A 14,273-nucleotide genomic window follows, 5' to 3' on the forward strand; every position below is an offset into this window, starting at 1 on the left:
AGTCTCAATGGAGTGTTCAAGGATACGGTGGAAGGAAGACCCCGAACCCATCCCGACGAACCCGTCGTCGTCGGACCTCACCCCCAAGGGGACCCCCATGCCCTCACCCCTGCACTCCCTCGGCCTGCACTTCGACAACGACCCCGCCCAACTCGCTCTCGCCGCAGACCAGTTGTTCGCCACCCTCCCTCACCCGCCCCTCCTCCTCGGCCTCGGCGAGCCCACCCACGGCGCGGAACAGTTCCTGGAGCTGCGCAACGACCTCTTCCTGCACCTCGTGCGCCACCACGGCTACCGCGCGATCGCCATCGAGAGCGACTGCCTTGCCGCCACCCGCGTCGACGACCACATCACCACCGGCGCCGGCGACCTCGACGACGTCCTGGCCACCGGCCTCACCCACCGCTTCGGCGGCCTCGCCGCCAACCGCGACCTCGTCGTCCGCCTGCGCGAGCACAACACCGGTCTCCCGCCCGAGGAGCAGGTGCGCTTCCACGGCTTCGACGCACCGCTCGACATCGGCGACACCCCGAGCCCCCGCGCCGCCCTCCTCGCCGCCCACGCCCACCTGGCCGACCGCCTCCCCGCCCACCGCATCCCGCACACCGCCGACGCCCTGCGCGAACTCCTCGGCGACGACGCCCCCTGGGAAGTGGGCGAAGCCCTCAAGGACCCGGCCCTCTCGGTCGGCGGCACACCGCGCGCCCGCGCACTGCGGGCCGCCTGCGACGACGTACTCGCGGTGTACGAGACCGAACTCCCCGCCCTGCGCCCCCAGGACCCCACCGCCTTCGACCGCGCCCACACCCAGGCCCGCACCGCACGCGGACTCCTGCGCTACCACGCCGCCATGGCCTCCACCGCACCCGACCGGATCGCCGTCATGCTCGGCATCCGCGACGCGATGATGGCCGAGAACCTCCTCGCCCTCGCCGCCGCCCAGCGCACCCCCAGCCTCGTCTTCGCCCACAACTCCCATCTCCAGCGCACCCGTTGTTCCATGAACTTCCTCGGCGAGCAGCACTGGTGGGGTGCGGGCGCCCTGGTCGCCGCCTCCGCGATCGGCGACCGTTACGCCTTCGTCGCCGCCGACTCCACCCCGGAGGCCGCCGCGGCCTGCGCCCCCTCCTGGGCAGACCCCGCCGACGCCGCCCGCCCCGAAGGGGAGACCTTGCAGCACGCCCTCGCGGCCGCCGCACCGGCCCGCGCCTTCTTCCCCGCACCCGCCCTGGCCGCCCACGCGGGCGTCCCGGACCGGCGCGCCCCCGGCAGCTGGTGGTACGCCCCGCTCGACCCGGCCGACCTGCCCGCCATGGACGCCGTCGCCTTCGTGGGCCCGCTCCGGGAAGAAAACAGCCTCGCTCGCGGCTGACACCTGTATGACGTCACCGACGACACCCGAACGCAAGGGCCACCGCATCACCGTCGAGCAGGGCACGACGCATGTCCGTGTCGTACGGGAGGGGCAGCTGCTGGCCGAGAGCCGCCGCCCGCTCCTCCTCCGCGAGACCGGCCTGCCCGTCCGCTACTACCTTCCGCCCGAGGACGTCCGCACCGACCTCCTCACCCCCTCCGACACCTCGACCCACTGCCCCTTCAAGGGCGACGCGTCGTACTGGTCGGTGCCGGGCGCGGCCGATCTGGTGTGGGCGTACCAGAACCCGATTCCCGAAGTAGCGCAGATCAAGGGCCACTTCTCCTTCTACGACACGGAAGTCGTGAGCCCCGACAACAGCTGACCGTACACACGGACAGAGGGCCTCCCGATGGTTTCGGGAGGCCCTCTGCGTCAGCTATGCCGGGCGTGTCGGAAGCGCGAGACGTGCCAGCTATGCCGCACATGTCAGACGTTCGACGACTCGTTGCCGAAGGTCGGGTTCAGCGCGCCGATCACGTTGACGGTGTTGCCCGTGGCGTTCACCGGGACGTGGATCGGGGCCTGGACCAGGTTGCCGGAGACGACGCCGGGGGACTGGACGGCCTTGCCGTTGGCGTCGGAGCCGCTGGTGGCCGAGGCGGCACCCGCACCGGCGGCGATCATTCCACCGGCGACCATGGTGACGGCAACGGCCTTGTTGAGCTTGTTCATTGGGGGGTCCTCCTGGTTATTTCTGCGGCCAGCCAGCCGCAGCACACAGGGAAGAACGCGTGAACTCACCGGAGGACACGCACTTTCCGAGATCGACCGTCACGAGCCTCCCGTGATCGAACACGCTGCCCGGTCCTTGATCGAACATCGTGTACGGAGACGGGCGCACCCCCGCGCCCACCCCTCACTCGCCGCCCGGCAGTACGTCCTTGGCCGCCAGGCGCGGACCGGTGAAGCACAGCCGGTACACGTCGGCCCGGTCCAGGAGGTTGCCGTTCGAACGGTAGAACTCGCAGCGCGTACCCGCTGGTTGCGGCGCCGCCCGCACACGGTCCGGCACGTAGGCGAACTGCTGATCGGGCAGCCGGCCGGCGAAGGCGTCGCGCGGCTGCCCCTCCCGCAGTCCCGCGAAGTCGGCGGGGCGCAGCACACAGCCGGTGAGCTGGTGGGCGAGCGTGGCGGCCGACAGCAGCGCGACGAGCCCGAGCGCGGCCGGTGCCGCGAAGGCCACCGCGAAGCGCCGCCGCGTGACGCGCCGGGCGGCGGCCGGTCCGCTGTCGGCCTGTGGCACGGGCTCCCTGGGCTGCTGGGTCACGTCGTCGGGGAGCGCGGCCAGCACCTCGTAGCCGCCGTCCCGGGGCCCGGCGCGGAAGGTGCCGCCGATCAGCCGGACCCGCTCGCGCAGCCCGGTGAGACCGTGGCCGCCGGGGGAGGGCGGTGCGGTGGGGGTGGAGGGGGCCGGGTTGGTGACACGTACCGACGTACGGGAATCCCGGTGGTCGACGGATATGCGGACGCGGCTGCCCGGCGCGTGCTTGAGGGCGTTGGTCAGCGCTTCCTGGACGACCCGGTACACGGTGCGGTCGACGACGGGGGCGAGGGACGGTCCGGTGCTGGTGCTGGTGCTGGTGCTGGTGCTGGTGCTGGTGCTGGTGCTGCCGGTGCCGGTGCTGGTGCCGGTGCGTCGTAGGTCGACTGCGGCGCCGGATTCGCTTGCCCTGGCGACAAGTTGCTCGACGGTCTCCGGCGGCGACGCCGTGTCGGAACGTGCCACCTGAGTGTCGCCGTCCCGCAGCACGCCGATCGTGTCCCGCAGGTGGTCGACGGCGTCGGCCACGGCCGCACGCAGTTCGGCGAGGTCGGCCCGGTCGGTGTCCGACAGGGTGGGGGACAGCTCCAGGGCCCCGGCGCGCAGGGCGACGAGGCTCAGCTCGTGGCCGAGGGAGTCGTGCACGTCGGCGGCGATGCGGTTGCGCTCCCGCAGCCGGGCGCGCTCGGCGACCGAGCGCTGTCGCTCTTCCAGGGCTTTCGCCCGGTCCCAGCCGTCGCGCACCAGCGCGGCCCTGGCCTGCCGGTACCGTCCCGTCAGCCACGGCAGCAGCAGGGCCAGCGGCACCATCGACACCGTGTAGAACCAGTACACCGCGTCCACCCGCAGCATCCCGCACACCAGCAGGTCGACGGCCAGGCAGCCCCCGAGCGCGACCAGCGCGGGCCGGGTGCCGGTCGGCCCGGTGCCGAGCCGGAAGGCCAGGGCCGCCAGCGCCAGCAGGTACGGGCTGCCCGCCGGAACCGGCCCCGCGAGCCCGAGCGCGCACACCGCGCTGGCGAGGAACACGGCGGTACGGGGACGGCTTCGGCTCACGGGCCCCGCCACCGCCAGGACCAGCAGCGGCAGCACGAGGTCCCGTACGAGGGAGGGCGCGGCCCGCTCTCCGTACGCGAAGATCCCCGCGCCCGCGAGGACGGCCCAGAGGGCGGTGTCCAGGAGGAGCGCCTTCCGGAGGACGGCGGCGGCGGGCCGTTGCGGCTTCAGTCGATCGAACACGGGATCAGTCTCGGCCATCGGCCGCTCCGCCTCTCAGGTGTCCCGGCGCACTCCTCAGGCGTCCCGGCTGCGCAGCACCGTCAGCCCCGCCACATGTGCCGCGAACGCCCAGCCGAGCACGATCAGGAGTCCGACGGGTGCGGGGTACGGGGCCTCGCCGCCGCGCAGGAAGTACGTTCCCGCCGTCTGCGGCAGGACGTCGTTGACGGCCAGCAGGAACGGTCCGCCCAGCCCCGTGCACAGAGCGGGAAGTCCCGCGACCAGCACCACCAGCACGCTCATCGCCGGAGCCGCCGTCCGCAGCGCGAACGCCACGCCCACGGCCAGTACCGCCAGCAGCGCGCAGTACACCCCCATGCCGAGCACCTGAACCGCCGCCTCCGCCGCGTCGAAGGTCGCCCGACCACCGAACGGGCCCCACGCGACGGCCAGGCCCACCACCCCGAAGACGACCCCGGCCGCACAGGCCACCGCCGCGGTCACGGCCGACTTGGCGAGGTGCAGCCGGGCCCGCACCGGCACCCACAGCAGCGAGGCGCGGGCGCTTCCGGTGGCGTACTCACTCGTCACCGTGGCCATGGCGAGGATCAGGAGCGCGAACTGCCCCAGGGTGAGGGAGGAGACCGGCGCGTTGCCGAGGGGCTGGAGGGGGTACGCGTTGATGCGGGCGATGGAGCCGTAGTAGAAGGTGAAGACGCCGGTCAGGGCGAGTCCGGCGAGCAGACAGGCCGCTGTTGTGCGGACGGACCACAGCTTGGCCCACTCGCAGCCGATGGCCTGCGCCAGGGTGGCGGTCCGTGGTTGCTCTGTCATCGTGGTCACACTCCCGCCTTCGGTTCGCTCGTCGTCCCGTACTCCACGCTCTGCGCGGTCAGTTCCATGTACGCCTGTTCCAACGAGGGCGTGACGGAATGCAGTTCGTGCAGCCGTACGCCGAGGTGGTGGGCCAGGTCGCCGACGGCGGACGCGGTCGTCCCTCGGGCGATGAGGGCTGTCTCGCCCTGCAAGTCCAGATCGACTCCCCTCAACTCGGCCGCCAGACGGTGGAGTTCCGCCGGGTCGGCCGTCCGTACGCGTACCGAGGCGGAGGTGCTGCGGGCGAGGAGGTCGGCCATCGGGAGGTCCGCGAGCAGTCGCCCCTTCCCGATGACGACGAGCCGGTCGGCCGTCAGCTGCATCTCGCTCATGAGGTGGCTGGAGAGGAAGACGGTGCGCCCCTGTTCCGCCTGTTCCCGCACCAACTCCCTCACCCAGCGCACCCCTTCGGGGTCGAGTCCGTTGACCGGCTCGTCCAGGACCAGCACCTTCGGGTCGCCGAGCAGTGCGCCCGCGATGCCGAGCCGCTGGTACATCCCGAGCGAGAACGCCCCGGCCCGCTTCCGGGCCACCGAGGCCAGGCCCACCCGCTCCAGCACCTCGTCCACGCGGCGCACGGGAATGCCGTTGCTGCGGGCCTGCGCGATCAGATGACCGCGTGCCGAGCGCGCCGGATGCAGGGCCTTCGCGTCGAGGAGTGCACCCACCTCCCGCAGCGGGTGGGGGAGTTGGGCGTACGGTCGGCCGTCGATCAGCGCGGTTCCGGCGGTGGGGTGGTCGAGGCCGAGGATCATGCGCATGGTGGTGGACTTCCCCGCGCCGTTCGGGCCGAGGAACCCGGTCACGCGGCCCTCCTCGACGTCGAGCGTCAGGTCGTCCACGGCGACGGTCCCGCCATGGCGTTTGGTCAGCCCTCGCAGGGTGAGCACGGCAGCTCCTCCGGTGTCGTCGTTCGGTACGACTTTGAAGCTAGGTGCCGTACGGGCGCGGGCGCATCGCTCTCAGGTCGGTGACCAGGCCCTTTACTTTCGTCAGGGGTCCCCGGCGAAGGTCCCGGCGGCTACGATGCGCCGATGGCTGACACACGGGACGAGGTACGGGACGGCGTACGGGATGTCATGGACGTACCGATCGACGTACTGGTGGACGTACCGATCGACGTACTGATCGCGGACGACGAGGCGATGGTCCGCGCCGGGGTGCGGGCGATCCTGGCGAGGGACCCGCGCATCGAGGTCGTCGCCGAGGCCGCCGACGGGGCCGAGGCCGTCGCAGCGGTACGTGCGCACCGCCCGGCGGTGGCCCTGCTCGACATCCAGATGCCCGGCGTCGACGGGATCGCGGCGGCGGCGCACATCCACCGCGAGCTGCCCGGCACGGCGGTGATCATGCTGACCACCTTCGGCGAGGACGACTACATCGCCCGCGCGCTGCGCCAGGGCGCCGACGGCTTCCTGCTCAAGGCGGACGACCCGCGCGAACTCCTGCGAGGCGTCCACGCGGTGGCGGCCGGCGGCGCCTACCTCTCTCCCCGGGTCGCCGCCCGCGTCGTGGCCGGACTGCGCGTCGGCCGCCCCGCCCCGGACCTCGACGATTCGGCACTGTCCGGCCTCACCGCACGGGAGCGCGACGTGCTGGCCCTCGTCGGCTCCGGCCTGTCGAACGCGGAGATCGCCGCCCAACTCCGCCTGGTCGAGGTCACGGTGAAGGCCCACGTCAGCGCGATCCTCGCCAAGCTCGGCGTCCGCAACCGGGTGGAGGCGGCGATCGCGGCGTACGAAGCAGGGCTGACGGGGCGTCACTCATAGGCGGGCCTATGGGGAGGCGGGTCCCCGCGCCTCGCCGCCCAGCACCGCTCCCACCGCCCTGCGCACCGTCTCCGCGTCCGGGGCCGGGCCCGTCCGGTCGGCGAAGAGGAGGTGGCCGGTGCCGATGAGGGTGGGGGCGAGCGCGTGGACGTCGGCCTCCGGGGCGATCCGGCCCCGCATGCGTTCGGCGGCGAGGTGGGTGGCGAAGAGTTCGGTGGCCTCGGCCAGGAGCGGGATGCCCGCCGGGGTCGTCTCGCGGAGCCGGGTGCGCAGGCCGTCGCGGGAGACCACGAGGGCGACCGTCGCCACGGCCACCGGGTCGAAGAGGTCCGTCAGGGCGGCGGCGAGCGCGTCGGCCACCGGGGCGGTGCTCGACTCCAACTGGGCGGTGAGCAGGGCGAGTCGGTCGATCCGGCTGCGCACCAGCTCCGCGAGGAAGGTGTCGAAGTCGGCGAAGTGCCGGTGCAGCACGCCCTTCGCGCAGCCCGCCTCCTCCGTGACCGCGCGGCTGGTCAGCGCACTGGGCCCGTCCCTGAGCAGGACGCGCTCGGCGGCCGCGAAGAGCTGGTCCCGGGCGTCCCGGATGGCTGTGCCGGTCGGCATCGTGAACGTACCCCCATCTCCCTTTTCCCGTACGCCGGTTGACGAGTGGGCATGTGCCCACTCATAGTGGGCGCATGCCCACTCTACCTTCGGGCGGAGAGCCCGAACGCGATGAGCCCCCGGTGCACCGGCAGCGCGCGACCGCCGAGTCCTTCGGCGTTGACGCCGCACGCTACGACCGGGCCAGGCCCTCCTACCCCCGAGCGCTGGCCGAGCGGATCGTCTCCCTGCTCGCACCGTCCCGTGACGTCCTGGACGTCGGCTGTGGTACCGGGATCTCCTCCCGGCTGTTCCGGGCGGAGGGCTGCACGGTGCTCGGCGTCGACCCGGACGCGCGGATGGCCGAGCTGGCGCGGCGGCGGTATCAACTCGCCGTCGAGAAGGGGGTGTTCGAGGAGTGGGATCCGTGCGGGCGGACCTTCGACGCCGTGGTCTCCGGGCAGGCCTGGCACTGGGTCGCCCCGGACGCCGGAGCCGCCCGGGCCGCGCGGGTGCTGCGGCCGGGCGGTGTGCTGGCCCCGTTCTGGAACGCGGCGGACCCCGCCCCCGCGCTCGGGGAGGCCTTCGCGGAGGTCTACGCCCGTCTGCTGCCGGACTCGCCCGCCGCCGCGTGGGGGGACAGGCCGGCCGTGGAGGCGTACGAGATCATGTGCGCCATGGCGGCCGACGGGATGAGGGAGGCGGGCGGTTTCGGGGCCCCCGAGGTGCGGCGCTTCGGCTGGCAGCACACGTACACCCGCGCCGCATGGCTCGACCAGACCGCCACCACCGGAGTGCACACCCGCCTCCCGGGCCCGTTGCTCGACCGGGTGCTGGCCGGGCTCGGCGAGGCGGTCGACGCGGCGGGCGGGACGGTCCCGGTGACGTACACGACGCTGGCGGTGGTGGCCGTACGGGAGTGAGGGAGCGTCAGAGAGCGGCTGCGCGTCAGGACTTGCCGTACCGCTCAGCCATCGCCCGGAAGACCTCCTTCGGCTCCCAGTCCTGGTCGTTGTGCCGGTGCAGGACGCGGACGACGCCGTACGAGCCGAGGTCGTCCGGGCCGGTCCTGTCCCAGGCGGCGAAGGTGAACCAGAGGGCGGTGTCGACGCCCTCCGCCTCGAAGACGTCGGACAACTCACCGAAGTAACGGGCCTGTTCGCCCTCGTCCGCGACGACGCCGTCCGGGACCTGCCAGGCCATGCCGCCCCGGTCGGCCGCGCCCCGGTAGGCGCAGGTGCCGAACTCGGTGACGGCGACCGGCTTGCCGTGGGCGTGGTGGGAGCGGACCTCCTCGCGGAAGTTCGCCGTGTTGTACGCGGCCCGGTAGGCGTCCACGCCGACCACGTCGAAGGGGGTCCAGTCGACGGACTCCCAGGGGCCCGAGGCGTACGTGATCCGCCCGCCGAAGTGCTCGCGCACCGTCGCCGCGACCCGGGCCAGGAACGCGTTGAGCCGCTCCTGCACCGGACCGAGCGACATCCACCAGTCCCGGTCCGCCTCGGCCATGCTGCGCAGCCGCTCGCCGTAGCCGTCGCCGGGCAGGAAGCCCCGGGCGAACGCGCTCAGCTCGCACCCGGCGACGAAGACCACCTCCGCGCCCGTGCTCCGGATCTCCTCGGCGCGGCGGGCGCAGTCGGCGAGGAAGGGGAGCAGGTCGTCGGCGGGCAGGTCGACGGGGAAGGGGGCGAACCAGACCTCAAGACCCGCCTCGGCGGCGATGCGGGCGGCCGTGCTGAGCCGTTCGGGGTCGCGGCCGGAGACGCGTACGACGTCGCAGTGCAGGTCGCCCGCGAGCACGGCCATGTCGCGCCGGACCGCCTCCTCGGTGAAGACGGGGCGGGACAGTTCGTCGCCGGGCAGGAATCCGGTGTCGTAGTTGAGGCCTCGGGCGCGCACGGGGGGCTCTCCTTCTTCGGGGATGCGTGTTCGTACCGTAGGAAGAAGCGGACCGGGACGGACCGGCAGCGGGGGCAATCTGCACAATCGGAGCCCGGTACCGCCATGTTTTGTCGGCTTTCGGTCGCTCTCGTCCAGTTGGCGCAATACAGGTCGGCCCGGGTGGGTGGGGTTCCCTACCGTGACTGAATGACCGTCATCTCATCGGCCTCGGGCGCCTCCTGTCGAGTCGTCAGCCGCACAGTCATCGGCGGAGCCGCACTGATGCTCCTGCTGCCCGCGCAGTCGGGATTACTCACGTCGTCGGCCTCCGCCGCTCCGAGCACGTCGGGCCTGGCGGCGGCCGCCGTCCCCTCGCGGGCCGCACTGGCCAAGAAGGTGTCCGCCCGGGCCTGGATCGTCGCGGACGCCCGTACGGGCCAGGTGCTCGCCGCCCACAACCCGCACGCGAAACTGCCCCCGGCCAGCACCCTGAAGACCCTGTTCGCCCTGACCGCACTGCCCCGCGTGCCCGGCTCGGCCCTGCGCAAGGTCAGCAAGAGCGACCTGGCGGGGGTGGGGGAGGGCAGCAGCGTGGTGGGCGTGAAGGCCGGACGCACCTACCGGGCGGCGGACCTGTGGCGGGGGACCTTCCTGCGCTCGGGCAACGACGCCGTGCACGTCCTGGCCGCGATGAACGGCGGCTGGCAGCCGACCGTCACCCAGATGCAGGCCAAGGCCCGCGCCCTGGGCGCGCGCAACACCAAGGTCGCCACCGCCGACGGCTACGACGCTCCGGGCCAGTACTCGACGGCGTACGACCTGGCGCTCTTCGGCCGCGCCGGGCTGAAGAACAAGGCGTTCGCCCAGTTCGCCGCGACCGCGCAGGCCCGTTTCCCGGACAAGACGCGCGCGGACGGCAGCCACATCTCCTCGTACGCCATCCAGAACACCAACCGCCTGCTGACCGGAGCCAACGGCATCGGCCGCTACCGGGGCATCGTGGGCGTCAAGAACGGCTATACGAGCAAGGCGGGCAACACCCTGATCGCGGCGGCCAAGCGGGGCGACCGCACGCTGATCGTCACGGTCCTCAATCCGCAGCAGGGCAACGGCCTGACCGTCTACCGCGAAGCGCGCGCGCTCCTGGACTGGGGCTTCAAGGCGGCGGGCAAGGTGAGGCCGCTGGGCACGCTGAACCAGCCGTCGTCGTAGGGGGCGGGGGAGGTACGGGGCATCCGGGGCCAGACCGGCCCCGTACCATCCATCACAACAACCCCACCCGTTATCGCGCACGCACGCAGGACACGAAGGACACGCCATGAGCAACGCCGAGAAGGACCCCACAGCGGTCGTGTGCGAACCGGGTTCGGGGGCCGGGGACGCGGTCCCCCGGGTCGAGGTGCTGACCCCGCGCGACGTACCGCTCGGCGGCCCGCGGGCGATGACGGTGCGTCGTACGCTTCCGCAGCGCGCCCGCTCCCTCATCGGCGCCTGGTGCTTCGCCGACCACTACGGCCCCGACGACGTGGCCACCACCGGCGGCATGGACGTGGCGCCCCATCCCCACACCGGGCTCCAGACCGTCTCCTGGCTCTTCACCGGCGAGATCGAACACCGCGACAGCCTGGGCACGCACGCCTACGTCCGCCCCGGCGAGTTGAACCTGATGACCAGCGGCCGGGGCATCAGCCACTCCGAGGTCTCCACCCCCGCCACCAGCACCCTGCACGGCGTCCAACTCTGGGTCGCCCTCCCGGAGTCCGCCCGCGACACGGCCCCCGCCTTCCAGCACTACGCGCCCACCCCGGTGCACGTCTCCGGCGCCGAACTCCGCGTATTCCTCGGCACGTTGGCGGGCGACACCTCCCCCGTCCCCACCTTCACCCCGCTCCTCGGCGCGGAGATCCTGCTCCCGCCGCGCGCCACCCTCACGCTCCCCCTGGACCCGGCCTTCGAACACGGCCTCCTGGTCGACGCGGGCCCGGTCCGCCTCGCCGACACCCTCCTCAACCGCTCCGACCTCGGCCACCTCCCCGAGGGCACCCCGACCCTGACCCTGACCAACGAGTCGGACGCGACGGCCCGCACGATCCTGCTGGGCGGAACACCGTTCGGCGAGCCCGTTTTGATGTGGTGGAACTTTGTGGGCCGCACCACGCAGGACATCACGCAGGCCCGCACGGACTGGATGACGGGCGACCGCTTCGGCGAGGTCAAGGGATACGACGGGGCGTCGCTGCCCGCACCGGAACTGCCGAACGTACCGCTGAAGCCGCGGGGAAACGTGCGCTGACCTGCACAGGCGTCGTGCCCGCCAGGAGAGGCAGGACGGGTGACATCGCTGCCGGGGAAAGCCGCTCCATCGTGAGCGGCCCTTCCCGTGTCCCGGCCGCGGTAGGACGTCACAGTCACCGAAGGGCTGTTCTGGGGACGGCAGGAGTGGGCACAAGTGCAGTGTTCCAGCCGGTGAGGTAGCTGGCGGGGTTGGCCGGTGTCAGCCGCGCGCATGTGCCACGACGGCCACGTGAGCAGCGGGCGCGACGCCGTGCCGAGTTCCGCGACAGCGAGAAGGGCTTGTGGGGGACATGAGGGATGCGAACGCTTCGGCGATACCGGAAGTCGTGGAGAGTCCCGCCCGACGCGCTCAGCCGAGCAGCGGTGTGGCGCGGTGGATGCTGCGTCATCAGGTGCAGCCCGCGGGGCGGACGGCGGATCACGGACAGGGGCAGGGGAAGTCGCACGCCTGGTGGAAGGTGATGTGCCTGACGGGCGTCGACTACTTCTCCAGCCTTGCGTACGTACCCGCCATCGCCGCGCTCGCGGCAGGGGCGGTCTCCCCGCTCGCGACGCTGCTGCTCGTGGCACTCACGCTCGTGGGGATGCTGCCGATGTACCGGCGGGTGGCCAAGGAGAGCCCACACGGTGCCGGTTCCGTCGCGATGCTGGAAGACCTGCTGCCGTTCTGGCGGGGCAAGCTGTTCGTACTGGTCCTGCTCGGCTTCGTCGCCACCTCGTGGGTCATCACCATCACCCTCTCCACCGCCGACGCCTCGGTGCACGTGATGGAGAACCCCCTCTTTCCCCAGGCCCTGCACGGGCACGAGGTCGCCCTGACCGTCGTACTGCTGCTGCTCCTGGGCGGAGTCTTCCTCCTGGGGTTCAGCGAGGCCGTCACGGTCGCCATCCCCCTCGTTGCGATCTTCCTCGTACTCAACGCCGTCGTCATCGGCGTCGGCATGGTGCAGGTGTTCACCACACCGGGAGCGTTCTCCGCATGGACCGGTGCCCTCACGCATGGCGGCGGCCCCGGTCAGCTCGCGGGGCCCGCACTTCTCGCGTTTCCGCTGCTGGTGCTGGGCCTGTCGGGCTTCGAGACCGGCGTCAGCATGATGCCCCTGATCTCGGCCGACGGCACGAACGACGAAGAGCGCCTGCGCTCCAGGATCCGCAACGCGCGCAAGCTGCTGACCACCGCCGCACTCGTCATGAGCGTCTACCTGCTGGCCGCGAGCTTCGTGACCACGGTGCTCATTCCCCACCGGGAGTTCGAGCCCGGCGGCGCGGCCAACGGCCGCGCCCTGGCCTGGCTCGCCCACGAACACGTCGGCCAGGCATTCGGCACGGTGTACGACATCAGCACCATCCTGATCCTCTGGTTCGCGGGCGCGTCGGCGATGGCCGGGCTGATCAACATCGTGCCCCGGTACCTTCCCGGCTACGGCATGGCCCCCGAGTGGGGACGGGCAGTACGTCCCGTCGTGATCGTCTACACCACGCTGTGCGTCATCATCACCTTCGCGTTCGGTGCGGACGTCGGCAAGCAGGCCGGCGCCTACGCCACCGGCATCCTGGCCATGATGGTCTCCGGTGCGTTCGCCGTCACCGTCTCCGCCGTCCACCGGCGCAGGCGTGCGGCGGCCACCGGATTCGCGGTGCTCACGGCGGTCCTGCTCTACGCCCTGGTGACCAACATCGTCGACAAGCCCGACGGCATCGCCATCTCGGGCCTGTTCATCCTCGGCATCATCGTCGTCTCGCTCGTCTCCCGGGTCTCGCGCAGCACCGAACTGCGCGCCGACCGCATCGTCTTCGACCCGGACGCCCGGCGGTTCGTGGCCGACACCCTCGCGCACGACAACGCCATCAACATCATCGCCAACCGGCGCGAGGCCGGCGACGGGGCCGAGTACGCCGCCAAGGAGTACGAGCAGCGCGGTACCAACCCCGTACCGGGCAAGGCCGACGTGCTGTTCCTGGAGATCGACGTGGTCGACCCCTCCGACTTCAGCGACGCCCTCACCGTCCGCGGCGTCGAGGTCGACGGCCACCGCATCCTGCGTGCCCAGGCCCCGGCCGCCCCGAATGCCATCGCTGCCGTCCTCCTCGCCCTGCGCGACGCCACCGACGTCATACCGCACTGCTACTTCGCCTGGGCCGAGGGCAGTCCCGTGACGCACATGTTCCGCTACTTCCTGCTCGGCCGCGGCGACACCGCCCCCGTCACCCGCGAGGTCATCCGCAATCAGGAACCCGACCCCGCCAAGCGTCCCGGCATCCACGTGGGCGCCTGACCCGAGGCCTCGGGCCGTGTGCAGGACGATGCGGGGAAACGCGCGCTGAACCGCAGCTTCCATCCGTCCGTTCCGCCAGATCGGAAACGACCCGCTGTACGAGGAGATCCCGGCGGAGATCCCGGAGGAGGTCCCGGCCGTACGACGCGGAGCGCCACACCTGAAGCAGGTGCGGCGCTCCACTTCGTACTGCGGGGGATCAGACGGCGGCGAGCGAGATCTCGGTCGACTTGATCAGGGCGACGACGGAGGAGCCCGCGGCCAGCTTCAGGTCCGCGACGGCGTCCGCGGTGATGGCGGCGGTCAGCTCGCCGCCCTCGACGGAGACCTTCACGGACGCCATGGCGCCACCGGTGGCGACGTCGGTGACGGTGCCCGGGATCTGGTTGCGGATGGACAGGCCCTGAACCGGGCCGGTGGCGAGGGAGACCTCGGTGGACTTCACGAGGGTCTTGATCGAGGAGCCCTCGGCGAGCCCGAGCTCCTTGACGGCCTCCAGCGTGATCGCTGCGGTGATGTCCTGGCCGCCGACGAGGCGGGCCTTGACGGTCGCCATGACCTCGCCCGGGGTGACGGCGGTGACGGTGCCGGCGATCTGGTTGCGGATGCTCAAGCTCATGAAGAACTGCCTCACAGATGAAGGTCGGTACGGTCAGCAAGCTGTTGACCTGCGGTGATTTCACACGTTAGGGGCAGAG

Annotated in this window: 14 protein-coding genes; 7 read left to right on the forward strand and 7 right to left on the reverse strand. The window is 71.9% G+C overall.

Features of this window, described 5'->3' with window-relative positions:
* Nucleotides 1–97: 97 nt before the first annotated feature.
* Nucleotides 98–1,372 (forward strand): erythromycin esterase family protein, encoded by a 1,275-nt coding sequence (locus ACIO3O_RS03960; protein ID WP_401741532.1) that lies wholly within the window; start codon nt 98–100, stop codon nt 1,370–1,372.
* A 7-nt stretch (nt 1,373–1,379) separates the two neighbouring features.
* On the forward strand, nt 1,380–1,739 hold the full coding sequence (locus tag ACIO3O_RS03965; protein ID WP_401741534.1) for a DUF427 domain-containing protein: 360 nt from the start codon (nt 1,380–1,382) through the stop codon (nt 1,737–1,739).
* Nucleotides 1,740–1,843: 104 nt separating this feature from the next.
* Here ACIO3O_RS03965 and ACIO3O_RS03970 read toward each other — a convergent pair whose 3' ends face one another.
* The 4 genes from ACIO3O_RS03970 to ACIO3O_RS03985 all read right to left on the reverse strand — a co-directional run bounded on the left by ACIO3O_RS03970 (nt 1,844) and on the right by ACIO3O_RS03985 (nt 5,662).
* Complete coding sequence (locus ACIO3O_RS03970) at nt 1,844–2,089, reverse strand: chaplin (protein WP_401741537.1); 246 nt, start codon at nt 2,087–2,089, stop codon at nt 1,844–1,846.
* A 184-nt stretch (nt 2,090–2,273) separates the two neighbouring features.
* A complete protein-coding gene (locus tag ACIO3O_RS03975) occupies nt 2,274–3,917 on the reverse strand; it encodes a sensor histidine kinase (protein ID WP_401741540.1) in 1,644 nt (547 codons plus the stop codon).
* A gap of 54 nt (nt 3,918–3,971) precedes the next feature.
* Nucleotides 3,972–4,730: an ABC transporter permease gene (locus tag ACIO3O_RS03980; protein WP_401741543.1), complete on the reverse strand. Its 759-nt coding sequence runs from the start codon at nt 4,728–4,730 to the stop codon at nt 3,972–3,974.
* Nucleotides 4,731–4,735: 5 nt separating this feature from the next.
* The gene (locus ACIO3O_RS03985; protein WP_401741545.1) at nt 4,736–5,662 is read right to left on the reverse strand and encodes an ABC transporter ATP-binding protein; all 927 of its coding nucleotides are present in this window, start codon (nt 5,660–5,662) and stop codon (nt 4,736–4,738) included.
* 189 nt (nt 5,663–5,851) lie between these two features.
* On the opposite strand from ACIO3O_RS03985, the gene ACIO3O_RS03990 reads away from it, so the two are divergent.
* Nucleotides 5,852–6,541: a response regulator gene (locus ACIO3O_RS03990; protein ID WP_401741889.1), complete on the forward strand. Its 690-nt coding sequence runs from the start codon at nt 5,852–5,854 to the stop codon at nt 6,539–6,541.
* A gap of 6 nt (nt 6,542–6,547) precedes the next feature.
* Here the strand turns inward: ACIO3O_RS03990 and ACIO3O_RS03995 are convergent, their stop codons facing one another.
* Nucleotides 6,548–7,144, reverse strand: coding sequence for a TetR/AcrR family transcriptional regulator (locus ACIO3O_RS03995; RefSeq protein WP_401741547.1), 597 nt, complete (start codon nt 7,142–7,144; stop codon nt 6,548–6,550).
* Nucleotides 7,145–7,218: 74 nt separating this feature from the next.
* Between ACIO3O_RS03995 and ACIO3O_RS04000 the strand changes: the two genes are divergently transcribed.
* Nucleotides 7,219–8,046, forward strand: a complete 828-nt coding sequence (locus ACIO3O_RS04000) for a class I SAM-dependent methyltransferase (RefSeq protein ID WP_401741550.1) — start codon at nt 7,219–7,221, stop codon at nt 8,044–8,046.
* Nucleotides 8,047–8,071: 25 nt separating this feature from the next.
* Here the strand turns inward: ACIO3O_RS04000 and ACIO3O_RS04005 are convergent, their stop codons facing one another.
* A complete protein-coding gene (locus ACIO3O_RS04005) occupies nt 8,072–9,022 on the reverse strand; it encodes a hypothetical protein (protein ID WP_401741552.1) in 951 nt (316 codons plus the stop codon).
* A 189-nt stretch (nt 9,023–9,211) separates the two neighbouring features.
* Here ACIO3O_RS04005 and ACIO3O_RS04010 point away from each other — a divergent pair, with 189 nt between their 5' ends.
* The 3 genes from ACIO3O_RS04010 to ACIO3O_RS04020 all read left to right on the forward strand — a co-directional run bounded on the left by ACIO3O_RS04010 (nt 9,212) and on the right by ACIO3O_RS04020 (nt 13,575).
* Complete coding sequence (locus ACIO3O_RS04010) at nt 9,212–10,216, forward strand: D-alanyl-D-alanine carboxypeptidase family protein (RefSeq protein WP_401741553.1); 1,005 nt, start codon at nt 9,212–9,214, stop codon at nt 10,214–10,216.
* A gap of 106 nt (nt 10,217–10,322) precedes the next feature.
* Nucleotides 10,323–11,297, forward strand: a complete 975-nt coding sequence (locus ACIO3O_RS04015) for a pirin family protein (RefSeq protein WP_401741555.1) — start codon at nt 10,323–10,325, stop codon at nt 11,295–11,297.
* Between the two features lie 379 nt (nt 11,298–11,676).
* Nucleotides 11,677–13,575: an amino acid transporter gene (locus ACIO3O_RS04020; protein ID WP_401741558.1), complete on the forward strand. Its 1,899-nt coding sequence runs from the start codon at nt 11,677–11,679 to the stop codon at nt 13,573–13,575.
* Between the two features lie 199 nt (nt 13,576–13,774).
* On the opposite strand, the gene ACIO3O_RS04025 is transcribed toward ACIO3O_RS04020, so the two are convergent.
* Entirely contained in the window at nt 13,775–14,194 is a 420-nt protein-coding gene (locus ACIO3O_RS04025; protein WP_401741559.1) for a molybdopterin-binding protein, read from the reverse strand.
* Between the last annotated feature and the right edge of the window lie 79 nt (nt 14,195–14,273).

Source organism: Streptomyces sp. NPDC087440 (assembly GCF_044744005.1).
Classification (GTDB): Bacteria; Actinomycetota; Actinomycetes; order Streptomycetales; family Streptomycetaceae; genus Streptomyces.